Annotated in this window: 21 protein-coding genes; 12 read left to right on the plus strand and 9 right to left on the minus strand. The window is 61.5% G+C overall.

The features are described from left to right. Window positions 1-49: 49 nt before the first annotated feature. The 3 genes from AC1DMK_RS13995 (at window position 50) to AC1DMK_RS14005 (ending at window position 4,777) form a co-directional block, all read left to right on the plus strand. Window positions 50-1,270, plus strand: a complete 1,221-nt coding sequence (locus tag AC1DMK_RS13995; protein ID WP_037060557.1) for a DNA recombination protein RmuC — start codon at window positions 50-52, stop codon at window positions 1,268-1,270. Window positions 1,271-1,320: 50 nt separating this feature from the next. Beyond that, window positions 1,321-2,220 carry a ribokinase gene (locus AC1DMK_RS14000; protein ID WP_037060555.1) on the plus strand — a complete coding sequence of 300 codons (900 nt, stop codon included), beginning with the start codon at window positions 1,321-1,323 and terminating at the stop codon, window positions 2,218-2,220. Between the two features lie 220 nt (window positions 2,221-2,440). Then, on the plus strand, window positions 2,441-4,777 hold the full coding sequence (locus tag AC1DMK_RS14005; RefSeq protein ID WP_477859741.1) for a methyl-accepting chemotaxis protein: 2,337 nt from the start codon (window positions 2,441-2,443) through the stop codon (window positions 4,775-4,777). A 74-nt stretch (window positions 4,778-4,851) separates the two neighbouring features. Here AC1DMK_RS14005 and ptsN read toward each other — a convergent pair whose 3' ends face one another. The 6 genes from ptsN to lptC form a co-directional block, all read right to left on the minus strand. Beyond that, window positions 4,852-5,316 carry a PTS IIA-like nitrogen regulatory protein PtsN gene (gene ptsN, locus AC1DMK_RS14010; protein ID WP_007529605.1) on the minus strand — a complete coding sequence of 155 codons (465 nt, stop codon included), beginning with the start codon at window positions 5,314-5,316 and terminating at the stop codon, window positions 4,852-4,854. Between the two features lie 64 nt (window positions 5,317-5,380). Next, complete coding sequence (gene hpf, locus AC1DMK_RS14015) at window positions 5,381-5,956, minus strand: ribosome hibernation-promoting factor, HPF/YfiA family (protein ID WP_037060549.1); 576 nt, start codon at window positions 5,954-5,956, stop codon at window positions 5,381-5,383. Window positions 5,957-6,207: 251 nt separating this feature from the next. Further along, window positions 6,208-7,770 (minus strand): RNA polymerase factor sigma-54, encoded by a 1,563-nt coding sequence (gene rpoN / locus AC1DMK_RS14020; RefSeq protein WP_477859896.1) that lies wholly within the window; start codon window positions 7,768-7,770, stop codon window positions 6,208-6,210. A gap of 157 nt (window positions 7,771-7,927) precedes the next feature. Further along, complete coding sequence (gene lptB, locus AC1DMK_RS14025) at window positions 7,928-8,737, minus strand: LPS export ABC transporter ATP-binding protein (protein ID WP_477859743.1); 810 nt, start codon at window positions 8,735-8,737, stop codon at window positions 7,928-7,930. 15 nt (window positions 8,738-8,752) lie between these two features. Then, window positions 8,753-9,385, minus strand: a complete 633-nt coding sequence (locus AC1DMK_RS14030; protein WP_037060543.1) for an LptA/OstA family protein — start codon at window positions 9,383-9,385, stop codon at window positions 8,753-8,755. A 14-nt stretch (window positions 9,386-9,399) separates the two neighbouring features. Continuing rightward, complete coding sequence (gene lptC, locus AC1DMK_RS14035; RefSeq protein ID WP_037060542.1) at window positions 9,400-10,065, minus strand: LPS export ABC transporter periplasmic protein LptC; 666 nt, start codon at window positions 10,063-10,065, stop codon at window positions 9,400-9,402. 210 nt (window positions 10,066-10,275) lie between these two features. On the opposite strand from lptC, the gene sppA reads away from it, so the two are divergent. From sppA to AC1DMK_RS14055, 4 genes are all read left to right on the plus strand, one after another. Continuing rightward, window positions 10,276-11,226 (plus strand): signal peptide peptidase SppA, encoded by a 951-nt coding sequence (sppA, locus tag AC1DMK_RS14040; protein ID WP_037060540.1) that lies wholly within the window; start codon window positions 10,276-10,278, stop codon window positions 11,224-11,226. Window positions 11,227-11,255: 29 nt separating this feature from the next. Continuing rightward, window positions 11,256-11,555, plus strand: a complete 300-nt coding sequence (locus AC1DMK_RS14045) for an integration host factor subunit beta (protein WP_037060539.1) — start codon at window positions 11,256-11,258, stop codon at window positions 11,553-11,555. Between the two features lie 122 nt (window positions 11,556-11,677). Continuing rightward, the gene (locus tag AC1DMK_RS14050) at window positions 11,678-12,010 is read left to right on the plus strand and encodes a lipopolysaccharide assembly protein LapA domain-containing protein (RefSeq protein WP_037060936.1); all 333 of its coding nucleotides are present in this window, start codon (window positions 11,678-11,680) and stop codon (window positions 12,008-12,010) included. Between the two features lie 159 nt (window positions 12,011-12,169). After that, the gene (locus tag AC1DMK_RS14055) at window positions 12,170-13,075 is read left to right on the plus strand and encodes a S1C family serine protease (protein ID WP_037060536.1); all 906 of its coding nucleotides are present in this window, start codon (window positions 12,170-12,172) and stop codon (window positions 13,073-13,075) included. An 18-nt stretch (window positions 13,076-13,093) separates the two neighbouring features. Here the strand turns inward: AC1DMK_RS14055 and AC1DMK_RS14060 are convergent, their stop codons facing one another. Both AC1DMK_RS14060 and AC1DMK_RS14065 read right to left on the minus strand, forming a co-directional pair. Beyond that, window positions 13,094-13,531 (minus strand): GNAT family N-acetyltransferase, encoded by a 438-nt coding sequence (locus AC1DMK_RS14060; protein ID WP_037060535.1) that lies wholly within the window; start codon window positions 13,529-13,531, stop codon window positions 13,094-13,096. Window positions 13,532-13,581: 50 nt separating this feature from the next. Continuing rightward, window positions 13,582-14,034: an SRPBCC family protein gene (locus AC1DMK_RS14065; protein ID WP_477859748.1), complete on the minus strand. Its 453-nt coding sequence runs from the start codon at window positions 14,032-14,034 to the stop codon at window positions 13,582-13,584. A 117-nt stretch (window positions 14,035-14,151) separates the two neighbouring features. On the opposite strand from AC1DMK_RS14065, the gene AC1DMK_RS14070 reads away from it, so the two are divergent. The 5 genes from AC1DMK_RS14070 (at window position 14,152) to olsB (ending at window position 19,919) form a co-directional block, all read left to right on the plus strand. Beyond that, window positions 14,152-15,252, plus strand: coding sequence for a class I SAM-dependent methyltransferase (locus tag AC1DMK_RS14070; RefSeq protein ID WP_037060533.1), 1,101 nt, complete (start codon window positions 14,152-14,154; stop codon window positions 15,250-15,252). Beyond that, on the plus strand, window positions 15,249-16,109 hold the full coding sequence (locus AC1DMK_RS14075) for a TrmH family RNA methyltransferase (RefSeq protein WP_037060532.1): 861 nt from the start codon (window positions 15,249-15,251) through the stop codon (window positions 16,107-16,109). Before AC1DMK_RS14070 ends, AC1DMK_RS14075 begins: the two co-directional genes overlap by 4 nt. After that, a complete protein-coding gene (lspA, locus tag AC1DMK_RS14080; protein ID WP_477859749.1) occupies window positions 16,106-16,609 on the plus strand; it encodes a signal peptidase II in 504 nt (167 codons plus the stop codon). Before AC1DMK_RS14075 ends, lspA begins: the two co-directional genes overlap by 4 nt. 56 nt (window positions 16,610-16,665) lie before the next feature. Beyond that, window positions 16,666-18,933, plus strand: coding sequence for a hybrid sensor histidine kinase/response regulator (locus tag AC1DMK_RS14085; protein WP_477859751.1), 2,268 nt, complete (start codon window positions 16,666-16,668; stop codon window positions 18,931-18,933). A gap of 110 nt (window positions 18,934-19,043) precedes the next feature. Then, window positions 19,044-19,919, plus strand: a complete 876-nt coding sequence (olsB, locus tag AC1DMK_RS14090; RefSeq protein WP_037060528.1) for a l-ornithine N(alpha)-acyltransferase — start codon at window positions 19,044-19,046, stop codon at window positions 19,917-19,919. Between the two features lie 320 nt (window positions 19,920-20,239). On the opposite strand, the gene AC1DMK_RS14095 is transcribed toward olsB, so the two are convergent. Beyond that, entirely contained in the window at window positions 20,240-22,525 is a 2,286-nt protein-coding gene (locus AC1DMK_RS14095) for an NADP-dependent malic enzyme (protein WP_477859754.1), read from the minus strand. Between the last annotated feature and the right edge of the window lie 107 nt (window positions 22,526-22,632).

Below are 22,632 nucleotides of genomic sequence, written 5' to 3' on the forward strand. Positions count from 1 at the left end.
GTTCACGTTTTGATCTAGCCAACTGGATCGAGTTTGCTATGCTAGCAGGATGAACGCTGCCTCCGACTCGCTTTCCGCCACCCTTTCACAGATCAGCCCTCCGATGCTGGCGCTTGCCGGCGGTGGGATCGCGCTGATCGTCCTGATGATCGTCCTACTCGTCCGCAGCAGCCAGCTGCGGCAGGAGCAGGCCGAGGAGGCACGCGACCACGCTGCCGAAGCAGATGCCCGTATGGCCGAGCTTCTGAAGATCCAGGCAGAGATGCATGGGCGCATGTCTGCGATGGCCGAGGTGTTCGGCTCCCGGCAGGCGGAACTCAACCAGGCGATCAACCAGCGCCTGGACGGAATGTCGCAGCGCGTCAGCAGCACGATCACGGAGCAGACCAGATCGACGCACGAGAACCTGCAGCGGCTGCAGGAACGGCTGGCGGTCATCGACGCCGCGCAGAATAACATCCAGTCTCTTGCGAAGGACGTCGTCGGGCTGCAGGCAATCCTCTCCAACAAGCAGACGCGCGGCGCCTTCGGACAGTCGCGCATGGAGACCATCGTTGCCGATGGGCTGCCGATGGGCGCCTTTGCCTTCCAGCAGACGCTTTCCAACGGATCCCGCCCGGACTGCACCATCCGCATGCCGAACGGCGCACCGCCACTGGTCATAGACGCGAAGTTCCCGCTTGAAGCATGGAATGCGATCCGCGACGCCGGCGGGCCGGAACTTGCCAAGGTTGCGTCGCATCAGTTCCGTCGCGATATGGAAACGCACATCCGGGATATCTCGGAAAAATACCTGCTCCAGGGCGAGACACAGGAGACCGCATTCCTGTTCGTCCCTTCCGAATCCATCTTCGCCGAGATCCACGAAAATTTCGAGGCGGTGGTGCAGAAGGCCCATCGTGCCCGCATCGTGATCGTTTCGCCGTCGCTGCTGATGCTGTCGATACAGGTCATCCAAGCTGTCCTGAAGGACCAGCGGATGCGCGCGCAGGCGCACGTGATCCAAGGCGAGGTTGCCAATCTCATGGACGACCTCGGCCGACTGGACGAGCGCGTCCGCAAGCTGCAGGGCCATTTCGCCATGGCCCAGAAGGACGTCGACATGATCGTCACCTCGGCCGACAAGCTGAGCAAGCGAGGCGGAAGGATCGAGGCTCTTGAATTCGAGGGCGGCGAAACCGGAAAATCCGGACGCGACAGCGATCCGCCGCCGAAATCCATGGACAGCCGCACGGGGCTTCTGAAGCTCAGAGTGGTTGACGACGAGTAAGCCCTTCAGGCAGTGTCCCGCCAAAGAAATGCATTGGACGGGATACCTTCATGATCACAGTTTTCGGCTCCATCAACATGGACCTCATCGCCACGACCGAACGGCTGCCAAAGCCGGGCGAAACGGTTGCCGGCAATAGCTTTTCGACAGCCGCAGGCGGCAAGGGTGCCAATCAGGCGCTCGCTGCCCGGCGTGCCGGCCGCACGGTGCACCTGGCGGGCGCTGTCGGCAAAGACGGTTTCGCCGAGCCGGCGCTCGCACTTCTGAAGGAAGCCGGCACGCAGCTTGACGCCGTCCGGCACGTTGACGAGCCGACGGGAACGGCCCTGATCCTGGTCGGCGGCGACGGCGAGAACATGATCGCCGTCGTGCCGGGTGCGAACGGCACCGTGACCGCGGCGGGCGCCGAGCTTGCCGTTGGCGCCATGAGCAAGGGCGACATCCTCATGCTCCAGCTTGAAATCCCGGGTCCGGCCGTCGAGCGGGCACTGGCTGCGGCGCGCGCCGGTGGTGTTATCACCGTTCTCAATCTTGCACCGCTGATCGAAGACGCGGCGCGGCTCGGGCGTCTTGCCGATATTGTCATCGCCAACGAGACGGAGTTCGAACGTCTGGCGGGCCAGGAGAACATGGGACCGGACGATCGCGAGGCTGCGTTGAAGCGTCTCAACGGCGAAACAGGGCAGACGCTGATCGTCACGCTCGGCGCAGATGGCGTTATCGCGATCCGCGATGGTGTCCTTTCGCGCGCCAAGGGGCTGAAGATCGAACCGGTGGATACCGTCGGGGCCGGCGATACCTTCTGCGGCTATTTCGCCGCCAGCCTCGACGAGGGGCTCGATTTCGAGGCGGCGCTCCGCCGGGCCGCGGTCGCGGGGTCCCTTGCGTGCCTCACGCAGGGTGCCCAGCCATCCATCCCGCTCAGCGCCGACGTCGCAAACAAACTATAGGGGTTCCTGCCCGCGACATTTCGGGACGCCTGGTCGTCGCGGCGCAGCAACTTCATCGTATTTCACTCAAATTTAAGAGATTTCTGGCGATCTTTCGCTTGAGCGCCAGACTCCCTCTCAAAGGAATGGCTTTCGTCACGGCTACTCCATGAAGGAGCGATGCCTTTGTCTCTGTGTCGATGAATGCATTGTCCGGCACATCCTTGCTCCCGAGGAATCCATGTCCATCCTTCGCATGAAGTCGCTTGCGGCCAAGCTTATCCTGATTACGGGCGTGGCCATCGCGCTCGTTCTCCTCGTTTCAAACTTCTTCCTCATCGGCGAGACCCGCGACCGCGTACAGACGCTGACGATGGATCAGGCAAATCTCGAGGCGAAATCGATCGCCAACGAAGTCGCCTCGTCGGTCGGCGAACTGGCAGGCGCTGCCCGTTCGATGGCCGGCGCGATCGGCCGCGGCCAGGAAGGCAAATACCTCGACCGCAAGGCCGTGCTGGACATGCTGAAAGCCAACGTCGAGCGCAACGCCTTCGCATTCGGCAGCTGGTTCGCGGAAGAGCCGAACGCCTTCGACGGACAGTCGCCCAGCATGGCCGGCAAGAGCGACTTCGGCGCCGCGAAGGACGGGACCTTCAATCCATACTGGACCAAGCGCAAGGACGGTGGCTTTGCCTTCTCGACCTTCGATTCCGACTACAAGGCCGATTGGTACGCGCTTGCCGCGGCAAGCAAGAAGGGCGCGCTCTCGCCGCCCTATGCGGAGACAACCACCGGCGAAAACACGGCCATGACATCGATCGCCTATCCGGTCTTGTCTGGCGGCAAGATGATTGGTGTCAGCGGTGTCGACATCTCGCTCAAGTCTCTGGCGGACAAACTTTCGAAGCTCCACCCATTCGGCTCCGGCCGCGTTACGCTGCTCTCGCAGACCGGAAAGTGGATCGTTCCGCCGAAGGCCGATCTGTCTATGAAGGCGTACGACGGCGAGGGCACGGATGCCGTGCAGGGCGCACTTTCCTCGTTGAAGCCGTCCGTCGTCCCCAACCTGACCTACGACGGCTACGAGCCTTTCGATCGCGTCGTCTACCCGTTCGCCCTGCCTGACATCAACACCACCTGGGTCGTACTTGTCGACGTGCCGCACAGCGCCATCAATGCGCCGGTCAGGGACCAGACCTTCATGATGGTCGTCGCCGGCATTCTGGTTCTGGGGGCTGTCATGCTTGCCCTCTACTTCGCTGTCCGCTCCTTCGTCCAGCGTCCGATCAGCGGCCTCGTGGCCAGCGTCAAGGCGCTCAGCGACGGTCGCTACGAGCAGCCGGTCGCCGGCCAGGATCGCGCCGACGAGATCGGTTCCGTTGCCAAGGCCCTGGAAGGCTTCCGCTTCGCACTTGCCAATACCCAGCGCCTCGAAGCCGAAGCGAACAATCAGCGCGACGCCGCAGAGACCGAACGCAGCCGTTCGGAAACCGAGCGCCAGCAGTCGGTCAGCCTGCAGCGTCACATCGTGTCCATCGTCGGTGCTGGCCTTTCGGAACTGTCGCAGGGCAACCTCGGTCACCGCATCACCGACGATTTCCCGGGCGAGTACGACAAACTGAAACAGGACTTTAATGCAGCACTCGCAAGCCTTGAGGAAACCATCAACACGATGAACCACAGCGTCGTGAACATCGGCTCTGGGACCAGCGAAATCAGCGGCAGCGCCTCCGATCTCGCCAGGCGCACCGAACAGCAGGCGGCGAGCCTGGAGGAAACGGCAGCGGCGCTCAACGAGCTCACGGCACAGGTCAATTCCAGCGCCGAGAATGCGCGCACCGCGGCCGACAACGTCAACCACGCCTGCGAGGACGCCGAGAAATCCGGCGAAGTCGTGCGCAAGGCGATCTCCTCGATGCACGGCATCGAGCAGTCCTCGACGGAAGTCTCCCGCATCATCGGCGTCATCGACGAGATTGCGTTCCAGACGAACCTCCTGGCGCTCAACGCGGGCGTCGAGGCGGCACGCGCCGGTGAAGCCGGCAAGGGCTTCGCCGTCGTCGCCCAGGAAGTCCGCGAACTCGCACAACGTTCTGCAAATGCCGCCAAGGAGATCAAGACGCTCATCAACACCTCGGCCGTTCAGGTCAAGGAAGGCGTCGATCTCGTCGGCCGCGCCGGCGACACGCTGCACAAGATCTCCGAGCAGGTGATGGGCATCAACAGCCTGATCCGCGAGATTTCGGCATCGGCGAGCGAGCAGGCGATCGGCCTCAAGGAAATCAACCAGGCCATGAACCAGATGGACCAGGTGACGCAGCAGAACGCCGCGATGGTCGAAGAAACGACCGCCGCGAGCGTGACATTGAACGACGAGGCCCAGACGCTCAAGCAGTTGGTCATGCGCTTCCGGGTCGCTGGTTCCAGCCACGCATCCGCGCTTCGCTCCACCGCGCAGCAGATGCGCGCTCCAGCCGCGCCAAGCTACCGCCAGGCTGCAACTCCGGCACCTCGGCGCGCCGTTGCGCAGTCGCATGGTTCTGCAGCGCTTGCGCAGGACAACTGGGAAGAGTTCTGAGTCCAATCAACGGCCGGAAACAGAAGAGGCGCCTGAGCAAWCAGGCGCCTCTTCTGTATTCGTATCGAGAGTGATCAGGCCGCGTTGGAGGTCTGCTCTTCGTTCAAAAACGCATAGATCGCCGAAGCGGAATCCGTCGCTCGCAGCTTCGCCACGAGATCGTGGTCGCGCAGGACGCGGGCAATCCGCGACAGGGCCTTCAAATGATCGGCGCCGGCACCTTCCGGCGCCAGAAGCAGAAACACCAGATCGACCGGCTGGTCGTCCAATGCTTCGAAATCCACCGGTTGGTCCAGACGCGCGAAGATGCCGACGATGGAATGGACGCTTGCGAGCTTGCCGTGCGGGATGGCGATGCCATTGCCGACACCGGTAGAACCGAGGCGTTCACGCTGCAGAACAACGTCGAAAATTTCCCGCTCGGACAGCCCGGTCACTTTCGACGCCTTGGCCGCCAATTCCTGCAAGAGCTGTTTCTTGGAATTTACCCTGAGAGCGGGAATGATCGCATTTTGCTGCAGCAAATCTGCCAAAGCCATTTCTTTTTCCTTCTGTGCCGAGACTTGAGGGAGCGGCAGGTGACCTGCCGCCCTCGCCTTGATCTCAGCCTTTGATGTTGGCTGCGTCTATCCAGCCAATGTTGCCGTCTTGCCGACGGTAAACGATGTTCAATTCTTCCTTGCCGGGGCTGCGGAAAAGCAGCAGCGGCTCGTCCGTCATGTCGAGCGCCATGACGGCGGTCGCGACGGACATCGTCTTCAGTTGCTTCGTGCTTTCTGCGACGATCGCCGGAGCAAAGTCGTCGGCAACCTCCTCGTCGTGATCCGGCATACCGTCCATGACGGTGTAGGCGACTTCGGCAAAACCATTCAGATGATTCCCGGCATGATGATCCTTAAGCTTGCGCTTGTAACGGCGAAGCCGCTTCTCAATTCGTGCGGAAGCGGCATCGAAAGCCAGTTGCGGATCCATCGCCTCGCCTGCGGCGTGCAACACGACCCCGCTGTCGAGATGAACCTTGCAATCGGCGGAAAAGCGGGCGTTGGCCTTCTGCACGATGACCTGACTAGAATACCCTCCGTCGAAGTATTTCGTGACGGCCACACCAATTTGGTCCTCTATCCGCTGGCGGAAGGAGTCACCAATTTCCATATGTTTACCGGATACACGCACACTCATGGAGTTTCCCTTCTTATGTGGTTTGCGAGTACCAGTTTACGCCAAGGCTCATCAGCATCCAAGCACTTCGCTCGATCTCAAGCAAGATCGGCCGAAGTTCTCGACTGCGGGCGCCCTGAGGATGATGGGGATAACCTCCGACGCTATTCACAGCGCCAATCGCGGCGGCTTCTAGCCAGAAGTTACCAAAAAGTCAACAACAGCTCTGTTTCACGCGGAAATGCACACACGGATCGTACCGACCCTACTCCTCAAAAGCCCGCGACTTTGGCGAGGGCTCGCTTCTCCCGTCGGCGCTGAACGGACGAAGCAATATTCATGGCCTCACGATACTTCGCAACCGTCCGTCGGGCAAGCTCGATACCACCCTTGTTGAGGATATCCACGATATCGTCATCGGAGAGAACCGCCTCCGGCCTCTCCTGCATGATGAGCGCGCGGATCTTGTGGCGTACGGCCTCGGCCGAATGGCTGTCGCCTCCCTCCACCGCGCCGATCGACACCGTGAAGAAATATTTGAGCTCGAAGAGCCCCCGCGGCGTCAGCATGTACTTGTTGGAGGTGACGCGACTGACAGTGGACTCATGCATCTTGATCGCGTCAGCCACCGTCTTGAGATTGAGCGGACGCAGGTGGTCGACGCCATGAAGAAGAAAGGCATCCTGCTGGCGGACGATCTCGCTGGCGACCTTCATGATCGTCTTGGCTCGCTGATCGAGACTGCGCGTCAGCCAATTGGCGCTCTGCAGGCAGTCCGACAGGAAAGCATGATCGTCGCCGTTCTTCGTGACATTGGCGAAGTAGGACTGACTGACGAGGACGCGCGGCAGCGTGTCGGGATTGAGCTCGACCTGCCAGCTGCCGTCAGAGGCGGCTCTGACGACCACATCCGGCATGATGCCTTCCGACACGCTCGCCTCAAAACCGCTGCCGGGCTTGGGATTGAGCTGGCGGATTTCGCTCAGCATGTCGAGGAGATCCTCTTCGTCCACGCCGCAAATGCGCTTGAGCGTCGCGAAGTCGCGGCGCGCCAAAAGCTCGAGATTGCCCACGAGAGCTTTCATCGCCGGATCATAGCGATCCTTCTGACGAAGTTGAATCGCAAGACATTCCGAGAGGTTGCGGGAAAAAACGCCAGGCGGATCGAGGGTCTGCAGCGACGCAAGAACGCGTTCTACGTCGTTTAGGGTGGTGCCGAGCCGCTCGGCGGCTTCGCCGAGATCGGCGTGCAGATAACCGGCTTCATCAAGCTGATCGCCAAGGTACTGAGCAATCAAGCGATCCGCCATGTCGGACAGAAGGAAGGGCAATTGTTGCGCCAGATGGTCGCGAAGCGACACCTGGCCCGCAACGAAGTCGTCAAGATCGTAGGAATCCGTTCCGTCCCCGCCGCCGGGCATCGATTTCCACTGGCTGATCAGTTCGGGTGCATCGGCCCGCTGCGGAACGCCATCGTCGGGGAACATATTGGAGTAGTTTGCATCCAGTTCATCGTTCATGCGGCCCGCGCCGGCACTGTCGGTCCGATCCGACCAATCGCCGGACATAACTTCCGTGCGGCTGTCGTACTCGCCGTCCAAGCCTGCCTCTTCGGTCTGGCGCGCATAGGCGTCGTCTTCCTCGGCGCTGCGCTCGCCGCCCGTTTCCGCGTCATTTGACGGAAAATCGAGCAACGGGTTCTTTTCGACTTCCTGCGCGATGAACTGGGTGAGTTCGAAATGCGTCATCTGCAGGAGTTGAATCGACTGCATCAGCTGGGGCGTCATGACCAGCGATTGGCTTTGGCGTAGGAAGAGATTGGCCGAAAGTGCCATAGCGGACGCGAAACTCCCGTTCATTTCCTCCGGGAAACCGTGTCCTACAACGGGGCTCAGGCCACGGAAATCCAAGTTGGCCCAAAAATTGCTTTTTTATTCTACTTGGTCAAGCGGGTTGTGACAGGAAGGTGAATCTCGCTGCATCCAGGCGCTATCAAAGGCTGAAGTTGTCGCCCAGATAGAGCCTGCGCACTTCCGGGTTGTTGACGATGTCATTCGCCCTGCCATGCGTCAGCACTTCGCCCGCATGGATGATATAAGCGCGATCGATCAGACCGAGCGTCTCGCGCACATTGTGGTCGGTGATGAGAACACCGATGCCGCGCGCCGTCAGGTGGTGGACCAGATTCTGAATGTCGGAAACCGAGATCGGATCGACGCCCGCAAACGGCTCGTCGAGAAGCATGAATGTCGGGTCGGTGGCTAGCGCGCGGGCAATTTCCAGGCGGCGGCGTTCGCCGCCCGACAAGGACACCGCCGCGCTCTCGCGAAGCTTGCGGATGTGAAACTCGTCCAGCAGCTCGTCGAGTTTCTTCTCGCGCGCTGTCTTGTCCTTGACATGCACTTCCAGGACCGCGCGAATATTCTCCTCGACCGTCAGCCCGCGGAAGATCGAGGCTTCCTGCGGCAGATAGCCGACGCCTAATCGCGAGCGGCGATACATCGGCATCGATGTCACATCGTTGCCGTCGATCTCGATCGTGCCTTCGTCGACCGGCACCAGGCCCGTGATCATATAGAAACAGGTCGTCTTGCCCGCGCCATTCGGGCCGAGCAGTCCAACAGCCTCGCCACGCCGGACCACCAGGGAGACGCCGTTCACGACACGCCGGGTGCTGTAGGTCTTGGTCAGACCACGCGCAATAAGCGTGCCCTGGTAGCGGCTCTTATCCGAGGCAGCACCATCGGTCGCAGCGTGCGAACCGGCCTTGCCGAACTTGGTCGATAGCGAGAATAATTTCACGTGGTGAGGCCGGGGTCAGTTCTTATTCTGTGATTTAGGATCGAGCTGGATCTGGACGCGTCCCCCACAACTGTCCAATTGGGCCTCTCCCGTCGCCATGTGCACTGTCAGCTGGCAACCGGTGAATACGTTCGGCCCGTCGGACAGCACCACCTTGTCGCCCTTGAGGATGAAAAGCTGCTTGGCCATGTCGAACGAACCGTTGTCAGCCGTTGCGGTCTGCGTGCCCGAACTCAAGAAAACCTTGTCGGTGACAATGATGTGATCGATATCGGCATTGCCCGAGGCAATGGAAGCCGGAGCCTCCTTGTCGGCTGCCTTGGTCTCGGATGCCTTCGTCGCGGCACCATTGGCATTGGCATCGCCACCCTTCGGTTTGTAGAACACCGTCATATGTCCCGCCTGCAACGTGGTCGTGCCCTGCACGACCTTGACGTTGCCGGTGAAGTCGGCGGTGTGCTCCTGATCATGGATCTCCAGCTTGTCGCTCTCGATCTGGATCGGTTCGTCCTTGTTGAGCTTTAGCCCGCTCATCTGGCTCGTGGTCGCCTGCGCCAACGCGGCCCCGGCCAATAGCAGCAGCGCGAACGCACCGTTGAAGAATACTGCACCCGTCTTGCGGGTAGAAATGCGACAATCGTTTGGCATAGTGACCCGGCTTGTTAAGTGCCCTGTTTGCGAATGACGGATGGATCAACATTCATGCGTACATCCCCCTCGAATGTGATCGTTCGACCCTTATCCGTCATCTTGAGCGAGCGCGCAACAACCGATGCGCCATCTTTTTCTATCGTAACGGGATCGCTTGTCGTCAGCTTCCCCCCCTTGACGTCGACCTGCGCGGTCTGGAACTTGGCTGTCAGGCCGTTGCTCAAGTTGATGGTGAAGGGTGATTTGACGTCCAGATTGTCCGTTGCGCGGTCGTAGTCGGCCGTCGTCGCCTCGACGCGGGCAATCAGATCGTCCTTGATCGGCACCGCCGCCTTGACAGTTTCGAGCGTGATGAGATTTGGGTTCTTGATGTCCTGCAGCGCGCGTTCGGCAAGCATCGAATAGTTGATCCCGGCGGCGTTGCGGCCCGAGATCGCGGGCTTCTGCATCACGACCTTGCCGTTTTCGATCCTTGCGCCTTCGATCTTGATGTTCTCGGGCAAGTAAGTGCGGATCACCGAAACGCCGATGAACACCAGGGAAACAATCACGGCAGCGACAGGAAGCAGCACCTTCAGCCGGCGAACCCGCGCCGAGTGAAACCGCGCGTCGCCATAGGCGCTCCTCGCGGAATTCGCGTAGGCAGCCTGTCCGCCGTTGTTCAATGTGTTGAGCATAAATCCGGTCCGTGTCGACGATCGGTAACGTATATAAGCATTTGCTCGCCCGATCACAGTTCGTTTCGCATTATTACACTGGCTTGCCAATATGGATTTTTTTCTGCAACAAGCAAGAAAACCACAAAACCCGGCAAAGCGGCATTTCCGCACCTCTGCGGAACTCTAGATGGATGGAGTTGCACGAGCATTGCGGATCTGGAGGAAAGAATGGACAGTTCAATGATCGCGGATCGCCGCAGGTTGCGCCGCAAGCTTGGCTTCTGGCGCATCGTCGCCGTGCTCTTGATCGTGGCGCTCGGGCTTGCCGCTTATCGATTTCTTCTCGGCGATTCTGCAACAAGGCGGTCGCATGTCGCCCACGTCACCATTTCGGGGCTGATCACCGATGACAGCGAACTTCTCGATCGGCTTGACACAATCGAGAAGAGCGACGCGGTCAAGGCCGTCATCGTGTCCATTTCTTCGCCTGGAGGCACCACCTACGGCGGCGAACGAATCTTCAAGGCGATCCGCGCCATCTCCGCCAAGAAGCCTGTCGTCTCGGATGTGCGCACCCTTGCCGCCTCGGCGGGCTACATGATCGCAACGGCAGGCGACATGGTGATCGCCGGGGACAGCTCGATCACCGGCTCGATCGGCGTCATATTCCAGTATCCGCAGGTCAAGCCGCTGCTCGACAAGCTCGGCGTCTCGATGGAAGAGATCAAGTCCTCGCCGCTGAAGGCAGAGCCATCGCCCTTCCATCCCGCCAGCGAGGAAGCCAAGGCGATGATCAACGGCATGGTCGTTGACAGCTACGGCTGGTTCGTCGATCTGGTCGCCGACCGACGCAAGCTGCCGCGTGACGAGGTGCTGAAACTTGCCGACGGCACGATCTTCACCGGGCGCCAGGCACTCAAGGTCAAGCTGATCGATCAGATCGGCGGCAACGACGAAATCCGCGCCTATCTGGCGACGCGAAAAATCGACAAGGAGCTGCCGGAAATCGACTGGGACAAGAAGAGCAGCACGCCGTTTCTGCTCGCCGGGGCGGCGTCGCGTGTATTGACTCTTCTCGGCTACGGCGATCTTGCGAGAAGCGAAGACCTTAGCGGAATTCTGCCGCAGAAGTTGCTTCTTGACGGGCTCCTTTCAGTTTGGCAGGTTGGCCGCGATTGATAAGAAATCAATAATTTAAGGGGGCGACAGTGATCAAGTCCGAACTGGTGCAGATAGTTGCGGCACGCAACCCGCATCTCTATCATCGCGACGTCGAAAATATCGTCAACGCGGTCCTAGACGAGATCACGGACGCGCTCGCGGCAGGCAATCGAGTCGAGCTGCGCGGCTTTGGCGCCTTTTCGGTGAAGAACCGCCCCTCGCGCTCCGGCCGCAACCCGCGCACCGGCGATACGGTCTTTGTCGAGGAGAAGTGGGTCCCCTTCTTCAAGACCGGCAAGGAACTGCGCGAAAGGCTGAATCCCGGACAGAACGACCAGGACGATTGATCTCAGTCTGGCGCTGCCGCGCGACGAAAACGCACTTGAACTTCACGCCGCCCTTACTATCCTGTGGCTGAAAGACGGTGCCGCACAACGATCGCGCGGCCGAGGCATATGGAGACCGAAGCATGACGAAGAAGATCCTCAACCTTCTTATTTTTCTGCCTCTCGGCATCATCCTCATCGTCTTCTGCGTCGCCAATCGGCAGACGGTTTCGATGGCGTTCAACCCCTTCCGGCCAGACGATCAGGTGCTGTCGCTCGCCGCTCCCTTCTTCGTTTTCATCTTTATAGCGCTCATCATAGGCATGGTCGTCGGCTCGGCGGCCACATGGCTCACCCAGAGCAAACACCGCAAGCGTGCCCGCTCCGAGGCGAAGGAAGCCATTCGCTGGCAGAGCGAAGCCGATCGGCACAAGACGCGCGCCGAGGAAATCGCAGGGCAGCTCCCCTCGCGATAACGCCGGGAGCGCGCTGACGCGCACCATCACCAAGAAATTCGGATGGCGAAGGCTTGCCGCGAGCGATGTGCCTTCATAGCTATACACAAGAGATCCGTTGCGCGCCTGCCATGCACAGCAGTTTCACCGCCTCAGCGCCACGCCTTAGAGGATGAAACCATGAATATCGATAGAATCCTGCGGTCCGTCGTGGCCGTACGTACCTCAATCCCGGAAGATGCCTTCACGGCCGATGCGCTTGGCATCCGCCGCGAGGGCAGCGGCGTCGTCATCAAAGAGTCCGGGCTGGTGCTGACGATCGGCTATCTGATCACCGAAGCGGAAGAGGTCTGGCTGACGACGAACGAGGGACGCGTCGTCGCCGCTCACGCGCTTGCCTACGACCAGGAAACCGGCTTTGGTCTGCTGCAGGCTCTGGGCGACCTCGGGCTTCCCGCGCTTGATTTCGGCGATGCGGCCAAAGCGGGCGTCGGCGATCCTGTCGTGCTGGCAGACGGCATCGGCCAGTTCGTCGAGGCGAAGATCGTCGCCAAGCAGGAGTTCGCCGGCTACTGGGAATACCTGCTTGACGAAGCGATCTTCACGACACCCGCCCACCCCTCCTGGGGCGGCGCGGCGCTAGTCGATTCGAATGGGAAGCTTCTGGGGATCGGCTCGCTGCGCCTGCAGATGAACCAGAGCGGCGAGATCGCGGACATCAACATGGTCGTGCCGATCAACCTTTTGCCGCCGATCCTCGACGACCTCCTGACGCGCGGCCAGGTCAACAAGCCGCCGCGGCCATGGCTTGGGGCATTTTCAGCGGAGAGCAACGGCGACGTTATCGTGATGAGCGTGGCGGAGGGAAGCCCCGCCGATCAGGCGGGCCTGCAGCAGGGCGACATCATCTCGGAGATACGCGACGGAGAAGTCGACGGGCTCGCCGACTTCTATCGGAAAGTCTGGAGCAGCGGTGCTGCGGGCGCCGAAATTCCCATTCGGGTTCTGCGCGATGGCCGAGAAGCCTGGCTGCGTGTGCGGTCAGCCGACCGGAACGCCTTTCTGAGAAAGCCGCAGCTGCAGTAGGGCACCGGCCGGCGGCCGCTACTCTGGTGGAATGAAGCTCAGCTCTTCATAGTCGCCTTCGGCCGAAGTACCGCTGCCGGTCACGATGAAACCGTTGGCCAGATAGAAGGCCTTGGCGCGGCGGTTGTTGACGAGGCACTTCAGCCTGTATCTTTGGCGCGGCCAGTCCGGCAATGCTTTCAGGAGAGCGTTGCCCGCGCCCTTCCCCTGCCACTCCTTGCGGATGTAGAGCATGTGAATGAATTCGTCGGGGGGCCAGAGCGTCATGAAGCCGGCTATCTCGCCTCGCGGCGTCTCCGCCAGCCAAACGATCTCGCCCTGCGTATGGGCGAAGAAATCCCCGTGATGAAATTGGGACGCTGCGACCCAGGTGAAGGTCTCGCGGCGGACCATGTGATAGATATCGGCGAGTTCTTCGCGGTCCGGCCTCTCGGGCGCTCTGATGATCCACTTCATGGATATCGGATTAGACGACGCCGCAGGGCCTGCCAACTGCTTCGTGCTCCTTATTCTGCGGCCTTTGCGCTGACGGCAGCGTTGAAATCCGAAAAAAACTGCTGCGCCAGCTTCTGCGAGGTGGAGTCGATCAGCCGGGCCCCAAGCTGGGCGATCTTGCCGCCGACCTGGGCGTTTGCCCGGTACAGCAGGATCGTATCGGTGCCGTCCTCCTTCAGCGTCACGTCGGCGCCGCCCTTGGCAAAGCCAGCAATGCCACCCTTGCCTTCACCTGAGATCGAGTAGCTTTCCGGTGCGTTGATATTGGAGAGCGTGACCTCGCCGTTGAAGGTGGCAGAAACGGGGCCGATCTTGATTTTGACGGTTGCGGCGAGCTCCGTCGGCGACTTCAGTTCGAGGTTCTGACAGCCGGGGATACACTGCCTCAGCACCTCCGGGTCGTTCAACGCAGCCCATACGACATCGCGCGGGGCGGTGATCCGTTCTTCACCTGTCAAGTCCATCCGAAATCCTCCCATTTCGACCTGCCTCAAACTATCACAGCGGGAAAGCGCTTTGCCAAGGTGAAACGGAATGCTATTTGCACCAACTCTATCGAATTCAGCAGGCGGAAGACCACGTTGAGACAGAAAGAACGCCGGCCGGGCCAAAAGTCCGCCGCCGGTCCCTCCGGCGGACGCCGCAGCGACGATCGCGGCACCAGCCGCCCGCTAAAGCCTGTGGCCAAGCCCGCCGCCGTGCGGGACGCACCGCGCGAACCCGCCTCCCCGGCGGCAGGCGAACGGCCGCTGGTGGTGCGAACCGGAGAGCGTCCGGCCGAACGGGTGCCCGTTATCCTCGAATCGCTCGGCGCCGGCGACTTCCATCTGATCGACAGCGGCAATGGCGAGAAGCTGGAGCAGTATGGCCCCTATCGCATCATTCGCCCGGAAGGCCAGGCGCTGTGGCGGCCGTCGCTGCCCGCGCATGTCTGGGAAAAAGTCGATGCCGCCTTTACCGGCGATACCGACGAAGAGGGCACGGGACGCTGGCGCTTCCCCAAGGAAGCGCTCGGCGAGACCTGGCCACTCAATCTGCTCGGCGTCGATTTTCTCGGGCGTTTCACCTCCTTCCGCCATGTCGGGGTATTTCCCGAGCAGATCGTCCACTGGACGTGGATGAAGCAACAGGTCGAGGCAGCCGGACGCCCGCTCAAGGTGCTGAACCTCTTCGGCTACACCGGCGTCGCGTCGCTGGTTGCGGCTGCGGCCGGCGCGGAGGTCACTCATGTCGACGCCTCCAAGAAGGCAATCGGCTGGGCGCGCGAAAACCAGTCGCTCAGCCGCCTGGACAAGGCGCCGATCCGCTGGATCTGCGAAGACGCGATGAAGTTCATCCTGCGCGAGGAACGCCGCGGCAATAGCTACGACATCATCCTCACCGACCCGCCGAAATTCGGTCGCGGCCCGAACGGCGAAGTCTGGCATCTGTTCGACCATCTGCCGCTGATGCTCGACGTCTGCCGCGAGATCCTGTCGCCGAAGGCGGTCGGCCTCGTGCTGACGGCCTATTCGATCCGGGCCAGCTTCTATTCGATCCACGAGCTGATGCGCGAGACGATGCGCGGCGCCGGCGGCGTGGTCGAGTCCGGCGAGCTCGTGATCCGCGAGGCGGGGCTGGACGGCAAGACACCGAGCCGCGCGCTCTCCACCTCCCTCTTCTCCCGCTGGGTGCCGAAATGAGCCATGAACACAGGGGCTCGGGCCCTCATAAGGTCGGACAGGTGAAAGAGGTCACCTCGCTTGCCAATCCCATCATCAAGGACATTAAGGGGCTGACGAACAAGAAGGCCCGGGAAGAGAGCGGCACCTTCATGGCCGAAGGCCTAAAGCTGGTGATCGACGCGATCGAACTCGGCTGGACGATCCGCACGCTCGTTTACGCCAAGGCCGCCAAAGGCAAGCCGCTGGTCGAGCAGATGGCGGCCAAGACCATCGCTTCCGGCGGACTGGTGCTCGAAGTCAGCGAGAAGGTGATCTCCTCGATCACCCGACGCGACAATCCGCAGATGGTGGTCGGCATTTTTGAAAGCCGCTGGAAGACGCTTCGGGACATCCATCCCAAGCAGGGCGAAACGTGGATCGCGCTCGACCGTGTCCGCGATCCCGGCAATCTCGGCACGATCATCCGCACCGCCGACGCGGCCGGCGCCTCGGGTGTCATCCTGATCGGGGAAACCACCGATCCGTTCTCGCTCGAGACCGTGCGCGCCACGATGGGTTCGGTCTTTGCCGTGCCGGTCGCCCGTGCCACCACGGAAGAATTCATCGCGTGGAAGAAGCACGCCGGCGTCTCCGTCGTGGCCACGCATCTTTCAGGGTCCGTCGACTACCGGACGATCGACTATAAAAAGAAGCCAGTCGTCATCCTGATGGGCAACGAGCAGTCCGGCCTGCCCGAGCCACTGGCAAAGGAAGCCGACGCGCTGGCCCGCATCCCGCAGCAGGGGCGCGCCGACTCGCTCAACCTTGCCGTCGCCAGCGCCGTCATGATGTTCGAAGCGCGGCGCCATCTCCTCTCGCTCTCCGAGGCCAAATGACAGAGCAGACGCCAGACCGACCAGCGCTCTTTTCGCGCCCGCTCCCGATCCTGATCTTCATCGTCATCGCCGTCGTCCTCGACCAGATCGTCAAGATCGTCGTTGACCATACATTGCCGTTGCAGGAGATGGTTCCCGTCATCCCGATGCTGGCGCTCTACCGCACATACAATCTCGGCGTGGCCTTCTCGATGCTGTCGGGCATGGACGGCTGGTTCATCGTCGGCATGCGGCTGATCATCGTCGGCTTCGTCATCTGGCTCTGGCGACGTACCGGAAAGCAGCGCACCTTCGCACACCTCGGCTACGCGTTGATCATTGCCGGCGCGCTCGGCAACCTGATCGACCGCTTCCTTTACGGTCACGTGGTCGACTACATCCTGTTTCATACGGAGACCTGGTCGTTCGCGGTCTTTAACCTCGCCGACAGTTTCATCACGATCGGCGCGGGATGCGTGATTCTGGACGAGCTGGTGCAACCTAAAAGCTCGGATCGCTAAAGTTTTACCGGTTTGCTGAAGGCATTCGGAACGGCCAGCATGTTAGCTGGTTCATCATGCACGGTCTGGGTCAATTGCATGAAAAGCTGGCTACCGCATTTGGCGGGCATCCTGCTCATCGAGAAGATGAGCAGGCGGAGGATACGATTGCCTCGACATCCGAGCCGGGCAGGAGATCGCCCTTCCTCGTCGCGAGGGGCAGACTGCTGTCCTATTGGCTCGGCGGCGCCGGTCTTCTCGCTTCGCTTGCGCTCTTGGCGCTCGGTTATGGCGGCGGGCTGCTGATCCTTTCGATCGGTCTTGGAAGCATCGCAGTCGCCGCCCTTTTCTTCGTGGCCGTTCTTGCGGCGCGCCTGCGTATCGCACCCACGGCTGACGAGCAGCGCGAGAATGCCGGCCGACGCGGGAGTGCCGACCTCTTTGCCAACGTCCACGACGCACTTGGCGACATCACCGTTACCCGCACCATGGATCGGCGGATCATCGGCGCAAACGACATGTTTCGCCGACTGACCGGTCGGCTCACCCCCGAGCGTCAGACCTGCGAGGAGATCGGTATCGCCTTCCGGCCCGGTGCCGAACCACATTGCTACGATGTGGAGATCTCGACGCCCGAGGGGCAGCGCATCTTCTTCTGGCGCGATGTCATCACGCGCGACGCGAGCGGCGGGCGGCTTCTGTTGCACAGCATCGCCCGCGACGTCACCGATGAACGCCTTGCCGCCCAAGCGCGCGAGGAAGCCCGGCAGAAGGCCGAAGACAACAGCGCGGCCAAGTCGCGGATGCTTGCCACCGTCAGCCATGAGATCCGCACGCCGCTATCCGGCATCCTCGGCATGGCGCATCTTTTGACCGAGACGCGACTGACGCAGGAGCAGCAGAACTACCTGACCGGCATCCATCAATCCGGCTATGCCTTGACCCATCTCGTCGAGGATCTCCTGGACTTCTCAACGATCGAAGTCGGCCGATTCCAGCTGCGGCCCCGCTCCGAATCGCTGCGCAAGCTGCTGGAAAGCGTTGTCGAAATGCTGGCCCACCGGGCGCACGAAAAAGGTATCGAGATCGGCGCGACGGTGTCGTCGGACGTTCCCGATGTCATGAACTTCGATCCGGCGCGCCTGCGCCAGGTTCTGTTCAACGTCATTGGCAATGCCGTGAAGTTCACGCAGCTCGGCGGCGTGTTCATCCGCGTCTCGCTTGAGGACGACGACCTGCTGATCACGGTGACCGATACCGGAGCCGGCATGACGGAAGAGGAGCAGTCGCGCATCTTCGGCGAATTCGAGCAGGGCGGCGGCATGGTGGAGAAGAGCGGCGGCACCGGCCTCGGCCTTGCCATTTCAGCCCGCATCATGCGCGAATTCGGCGGCACGCTGACGGTCGCCAGCGAAAAGGGAGCAGGCAGCGAATTCAGTATCCGCTTCGGCATCGAACACGACGAGCACACCCGGGCGCGGCGCGACGGCCTGCTTGCCGGCAACATTGTGGTGTTGCTCGCGCCGGCGGGCGCCGCCCGCACGGCCATTTCCGAAACGATCGCAACGCTTGGCGGCAGCTGCCATTTCGTCGAGGACGGCGAGAGCGCACGGCGGACACTGCTCGATATAGCCCGCCGCGGCCGCCGCCCGACCGATATCATCGTCGATCACCGCATGTCCGGCGAGTTCGCGACACACCTTGCCGACCGCGCGGATATCGCCGCACTCGGCCTGCGCAAGATCTTCCTGGTCAATCCGGAAGAGCGCAATGCCCATTCGCTCGATCTCTTCGATTCATGGCTCATCCGGCCGCTGCGCGAGCAGTCGCTGATCGACGTCCTGCGCGGGCGCATGCGCGGCATGGAAAAGCGCGATGCGCTGAACGACAATCAGCCGGGCTTCAGCGCCGCCATTCCGGAAGCAGGCATTCAGAGCGGGCTCAAGATCTTGCTCGCCGAGGACGATCCGATCAACGCGATGCTGATCCGTGCCATGCTCGAAAAGGCCGGACACAGCGTGCAGCACGTCGATCACTTCGAGGCGCTGCTCGACGCGGCGCTGGCGGAAGGAAGCGTGCGTCCCGACATCGTCATCAGCGATCTTTCCATGCCTGGCGGCGACGGTATCGAAATGCTTGGCCGGCTACGCGGCCATGAACGCCGGCTCGACGTTCCTCCCGTGCCTATCGTCGTCCTGACCGCCGACAAGCGCGACGAATCGCGTCGCCAAGTCTTGCTGAACGGCGCAAACCGCGTCATGCTGAAACCTGTCGATCCGATAAGGCTTCTGACGGAAGTTCAAGCTGTCGCCGCTCTCTCTGCACGCCGCGCAGAGGCGCTATAACGGTCCAACCAGCCCGTGCGTTTCCTGCGTATCAGGGGGTTAAAAATGTCACTTTCATGTAACATATAAGTGTTCTATGGCGTCTCAAAGCCGGCAATGAAAGAATCGTCATGTCCGTAGACACCTTCAACCGTGACACCGTCACCGAGGCTCACCGGCCATCGAGACAGGCTGCGCCGAAGGAAAGCGATGTGCTCGGCCGCATCGGCAATCTGGAAACCCGCCTCGCCCGGACGCCGAGCGAAGTAGATGCGGCCCAGGCGGTTCGCTACCGCGTCTTCGTCGAGGAGATGCAGGCGCAACTGCCTGCCGAGGCGATGCGACGCAAGCGCGATGTGGATGCCTACGACGCTTTCTGCGACCATCTGCTGGTGCTTGACCGCTCGATTGAAGGCGACAGCGAAGACCAGATCGTCGGCACCTACCGCTTGCTGCGACAGGACGTCGCAATGGCGAACGGCGGATTTTACTCGGCTTCCGAATTCGCGATAGACGAGCTGATTGCGCGTCATCCGGATAAACGCTTCATGGAGCTAGGCCGCTCCTGCGTTTTGCCCGACTACCGGACCAAGCGGATCGTCGAGCTCCTTTGGCAGGGCAACTGGGCCTACGCCTTGAAGCATGGCATGAGTGCGATGTTCGGCTGCGCCTCATTCCCTGGCGTTCACCCGGAAAGCCACGCTCTGGCGCTGTCGTTCCTTCATCACAATGTTGTCGCCAAGGACGAATGGGCGGTCAGCGCGCTGCCGCACCTTGCCCGTGACATGGACCTGATGCCTGTCGAGGCGATCAACCCGAAGCGGGCGCTGGCGGCACTGCCGCCGCTAATCAAGGGCTACCTGCGCCTCGGCGCCATGGTCGGCTCCACCGCCGTCGTCGACAAGGCGTTCAACACGACGGACGTGTTGATCGTTCTTCCGATCTCCAGCATCTCTGATCGATATCTGAACTACTATGGCGCAGACGCCGGGCGGTTCTCGAGCTGATTTTCTGATTTTGCCAAGGTGGGTACGCCACCCCAATTGGCGATGACGGCGCATGCGCGCTTCTTCAATGTTCTGCCGTTCAGCTCCCTCCTGCGACCCTTTGGGCCACCTTCTCCCTGCTGGGGAGAAGAGGAAGGTTGCCTCATCCGCTAGATCGGGTGCCCCTTGTCCATTCTCCCCACCCGGGAGAAGGTGCCGGCAGCAGGGCATTTCCGCTTTTCTCCGAATCGCGAAGACGCTCTAACCTTTTGTTTTGACGCAATTCCGAACGAAAAACCGCTATGCAGTTTTGCGGGAATTGCTAGTTCCCCCGACCCCGATTACGATCCCGCCGTGTAGGCTGCGATTGCCGCCATGTTGACGATGTCGGAATCCTTCGCGCCCATCGAGGTGATCTGCACGGCCTTGTCGAGACCGACGAGGATCGGGCCGATGACGGTCGAGCCGCCGAGTTCCTGCAGCATCTTCGTGGAGATCGATGCGGAATGGAAGGCCGGCATGACGAGCACGTTTGCCGGGCCGGACAGGCGGCAGAACGGGTACTGCTCCATGACCTTGCGGTTCAAGGCCACGTCCGCCGCCATTTCGCCGTCATACTCGAAATCGACCCGGCGCTTGTCGAGGATGTTGACCGCCTCGCGCACCCGCTCCGAGCGCTCACCCGACGGATGGCCGAAAGTGGAGTAGGCAAGCATGGCGACGCGCGGCTGATAGCCCATGCGACGCGCGAAACCCGCAGCTTCGACAGCGATATCGGCCAACTCCTCAGCAGACGGCATGTCGTGGACGGCGGTATCGGCAACGAAGACGGTGCGGCCGCGGCAGAGCGCAATGGAAACGCCAATCACCCGATGCCCCGGCTTCATGTCGATGCAGCGGCGGACGTCGTCCAGCGCAGTCGAATAGTTGCGGGTTATGCCGGTGACCATGCCATCCGCATCGCCGAGCGCCACCATGCAGGCGGCGAAATGGTTGCGGTCGTTATGGATCAGGCGCTGCGCATCTCGATGCAGGTAGCCTTTGCGTTGCAGGCGTGCATAGAGATAATCGATATAGGCCTCGACGCGGGTCGAAATGCGGGCGTTGACGATCTCAAGGCCGGGGCGGTTGAGATCGATGCCGGCGCGCTCGGCTGTCGCGCGGATCAGGTCCTCGCGGCCGAGCAGGATCGCCGTGCCAAGTTCCTGGTTGGCATAGGAGAGCGCCGCGCGCATCACCTGCTCTTCTTCCGCCTCGGCAAACACAAGCCGCTTGGGGCGGCGGCGCACACGCTCGTAGAGGCTTGCCAGCGTCGAGGCGATCGGATCGCGGCGGGCCGAGAGTTCACGGGCGTAGCCGGCCATATCGGCGATCACCTTGCGGGCAACGCCGCTGTCGATCGCAGCTTGTGCAACCGCGACCGGGATCGCCGAAATCAGCCGCGGATCGAAGGGAACCGGGATGATGTACTGCGCGCCGAAGCGCGGACGATTGCCCTGGTAGGCGGCTGCGACATCGTCGGGAACGTCCTCGCGCGCCAGGCTGGCCAGCGCCTTGACGGCGGCGATCTTCATCTCGTCGTTGATCGTCGTGGCGCGGACATCAAGCGCGCCGCGGAAGATATAGGGGAAACCGAGGACATTGTTGACCTGGTTCGGATAGTCGGATCGGCCCGTCGCCATGATGGCATCGTCGCGGATGCCGGCCACTTCCTCAGGGGTGATTTCCGGATCGGGATTGGCCATGGCAAAGATGATCGGCCGCTCGGCCATCGAGCGGATCATCGTGTCGGAGAAGGCACCCTTCTGCGAGAGGCCGAAGACGACATCGGCGCCTTTCATGGCTTCCTCGAGGGTCCGCGCCTTGGTCTTGACCGCATGCGCCGACTTCCACTGGTTCATGCCTTCGGTGCGGCCTTGATAGATCACACCCTTGGTGTCGCAGAGCGTGATGTTCTCGGACGCAAAGCCCAATGCCTTGATGAGTTCGACGCAGGCGATTGCAGCGGCCCCTGCGCCGTTGCAGACGAGCCTGGTCGTCTTCAGGTCGCGGCCGGTCAATTCCAGTGCGTTGATAAGGCCGGCCGCGGCAATGATCGCGGTCCCGTGCTGGTCGTCGTGGAAAACCGGGATATCCATCAGTTCGCGCAGGCGCTGCTCGATGATGAAGCAATCGGGCGCCCTGATGTCTTCGAGATTAATGCCGCCGAAGGACGGGCCGAGGAAGCGCACGCAGTTAATGAATTCGTCGACATTTTCCGTATCAACTTCGAGATCGATGGAATCGACGTCGGCAAAGCGCTTGAAGAGCACCGACTTGCCTTCCATGACCGGCTTCGACGCCAATGCCCCGAGATTGCCGAGGCCGAGGATCGCCGTGCCGTTCGAGATGACCGCCACCATGTTGCCGCGCGTCGTATAGTCGTAGGCGGTCGCCGGGTCGGCGGCGATCGCCTTCACCGGAACGGCCACGCCAGGCGAATAGGCAAGCGACAGGTCACGCTGCGTCGCCATCGGCTTGGTCGGGGTGATTTCAAGCTTCCCCGGCCGTCCCATCGCATGAAATTCGAGCGCTTCGCTATCGGTCACGGACGCCAGCGGCCGTTGCTTCTTCTCGGTATCGGGCATTTTTCCTCCAACGTCCTGTGGGTGACGCGTTGCTCTTCCTCAATCGCGGTTGTCATCTATAGCGGCGGGCGGATAGGGTTGGCACCTCTTTTTTGGGAAAAACTGCA

This window comes from Rhizobium sp. 05L419 (assembly GCF_056397845.1).

Excerpts from the sequence above, each read along its gene's own strand:
- AC1DMK_RS14055 (WP_037060536.1), top strand. The coding sequence starts at position 12,170 with ATGAATATCGATAGAATCCTGCGGTCCGTCGTGGCCGTACGTACCTCA.
- hpf (WP_037060549.1), bottom strand. The coding sequence starts at position 5,956 with ATGAGTGTGCGTGTATCCGGTAAACATATGGAAATTGGTGACTCCTTC.
- AC1DMK_RS14065 (WP_477859748.1), bottom strand. The coding sequence starts at position 14,034 with ATGGACTTGACAGGTGAAGAACGGATCACCGCCCCGCGCGATGTCGTA.
- AC1DMK_RS14050 (WP_037060936.1), top strand. The coding sequence starts at position 11,678 with ATGACGAAGAAGATCCTCAACCTTCTTATTTTTCTGCCTCTCGGCATC.
- olsB (WP_037060528.1), top strand. The coding sequence starts at position 19,044 with ATGTCCGTAGACACCTTCAACCGTGACACCGTCACCGAGGCTCACCGG.
- AC1DMK_RS14060 (WP_037060535.1), bottom strand. The coding sequence starts at position 13,531 with ATGAAGTGGATCATCAGAGCGCCCGAGAGGCCGGACCGCGAAGAACTC.
- lspA (WP_477859749.1), top strand. The coding sequence starts at position 16,106 with ATGACAGAGCAGACGCCAGACCGACCAGCGCTCTTTTCGCGCCCGCTC.
- AC1DMK_RS14005 (WP_477859741.1), top strand. The coding sequence starts at position 2,441 with ATGTCCATCCTTCGCATGAAGTCGCTTGCGGCCAAGCTTATCCTGATT.
- ptsN (WP_007529605.1), bottom strand. The coding sequence starts at position 5,316 with ATGGCTTTGGCAGATTTGCTGCAGCAAAATGCGATCATTCCCGCTCTC.
- sppA (WP_037060540.1), top strand. The coding sequence starts at position 10,276 with ATGGACAGTTCAATGATCGCGGATCGCCGCAGGTTGCGCCGCAAGCTT.
- rpoN (WP_477859896.1), bottom strand. The coding sequence starts at position 7,770 with ATGGCACTTTCGGCCAATCTCTTCCTACGCCAAAGCCAATCGCTGGTC.
- AC1DMK_RS14085 (WP_477859751.1), top strand. The coding sequence starts at position 16,666 with ATGCACGGTCTGGGTCAATTGCATGAAAAGCTGGCTACCGCATTTGGC.
- AC1DMK_RS13995 (WP_037060557.1), top strand. The coding sequence starts at position 50 with ATGAACGCTGCCTCCGACTCGCTTTCCGCCACCCTTTCACAGATCAGC.
- AC1DMK_RS14030 (WP_037060543.1), bottom strand. The coding sequence starts at position 9,385 with ATGCCAAACGATTGTCGCATTTCTACCCGCAAGACGGGTGCAGTATTC.
- lptC (WP_037060542.1), bottom strand. The coding sequence starts at position 10,065 with ATGCTCAACACATTGAACAACGGCGGACAGGCTGCCTACGCGAATTCC.
- AC1DMK_RS14000 (WP_037060555.1), top strand. The coding sequence starts at position 1,321 with ATGATCACAGTTTTCGGCTCCATCAACATGGACCTCATCGCCACGACC.
- AC1DMK_RS14075 (WP_037060532.1), top strand. The coding sequence starts at position 15,249 with ATGAGCCATGAACACAGGGGCTCGGGCCCTCATAAGGTCGGACAGGTG.
- AC1DMK_RS14095 (WP_477859754.1), bottom strand. The coding sequence starts at position 22,525 with ATGCCCGATACCGAGAAGAAGCAACGGCCGCTGGCGTCCGTGACCGAT.